The organism is Haloferax sp. Atlit-6N (genome assembly GCF_003383195.1).
Taxonomy (GTDB): Archaea; Halobacteriota; Halobacteria; order Halobacteriales; family Haloferacaceae; genus Haloferax; species Haloferax gibbonsii.
On record NZ_QEQJ01000150.1, the window covers coordinates 1 to 545 of the forward strand.

Genomic DNA, 545 nt, shown 5'->3' on the forward strand with positions numbered 1-545 from the left:
GTACGTCGGCGAGGCGGTCCGCAGCGGGATCGGTGCGGTGCCAGACGGACAGATGGAGGCCGCGCGTTCGCTCGGGATGGGATACGTGCAGGCGATGCGCGAAGTCGTCATCCCACAGGCGTGGCGCAACGCGCTGGCGGCGGTCGGCAACGACCAGATCATCCTCGTGAAGGACACCTCGCTTTTGACGGTTATCGCGATTCCCGAACTCATCCAACAGTTCCGCGACGTCAACAGCGCCACGTTCGACCCGTGGACGCCGCTCGTGTTGGTCGCGATCGCGTACCTGTCGATCACGATTCCGATGGGTCGCCTCGTCGAGTACCTCGAAGCCCGTTCGGACTGGGGGGGTGAGTCCCAATGACTGCGGACCACGCCCTCCTGGAGTTCGACCACGTGGACAAGTACTTCGGCGAGACGCACGTCCTCAAGGAGGTCTCACTCGACATCGAGGACGGCGAAGTGTGCGTCGTCGTCGGCCCCTCGGGGTCCGGGAAGTCGACGCTGTTGCGCTGTGCGAACCGCCTCGAAGAGATCCAGGCTGG

At 64.8% G+C, this 545-nt stretch carries 2 protein-coding genes; both read left to right on the top strand.

The window, feature by feature from the left end; genetic code table 11:
- The coding region (locus tag DEQ92_RS21665; protein WP_115821769.1) for an amino acid ABC transporter permease at positions 1–364 on the top strand (364 nt) is incomplete at its 5' end.
- A partial coding sequence (locus DEQ92_RS21670; RefSeq protein ID WP_147299563.1) for an ATP-binding cassette domain-containing protein occupies positions 361–545 on the top strand: 185 nt, incomplete at its 3' end. The genes DEQ92_RS21665 and DEQ92_RS21670, both read left to right, overlap by 4 nt.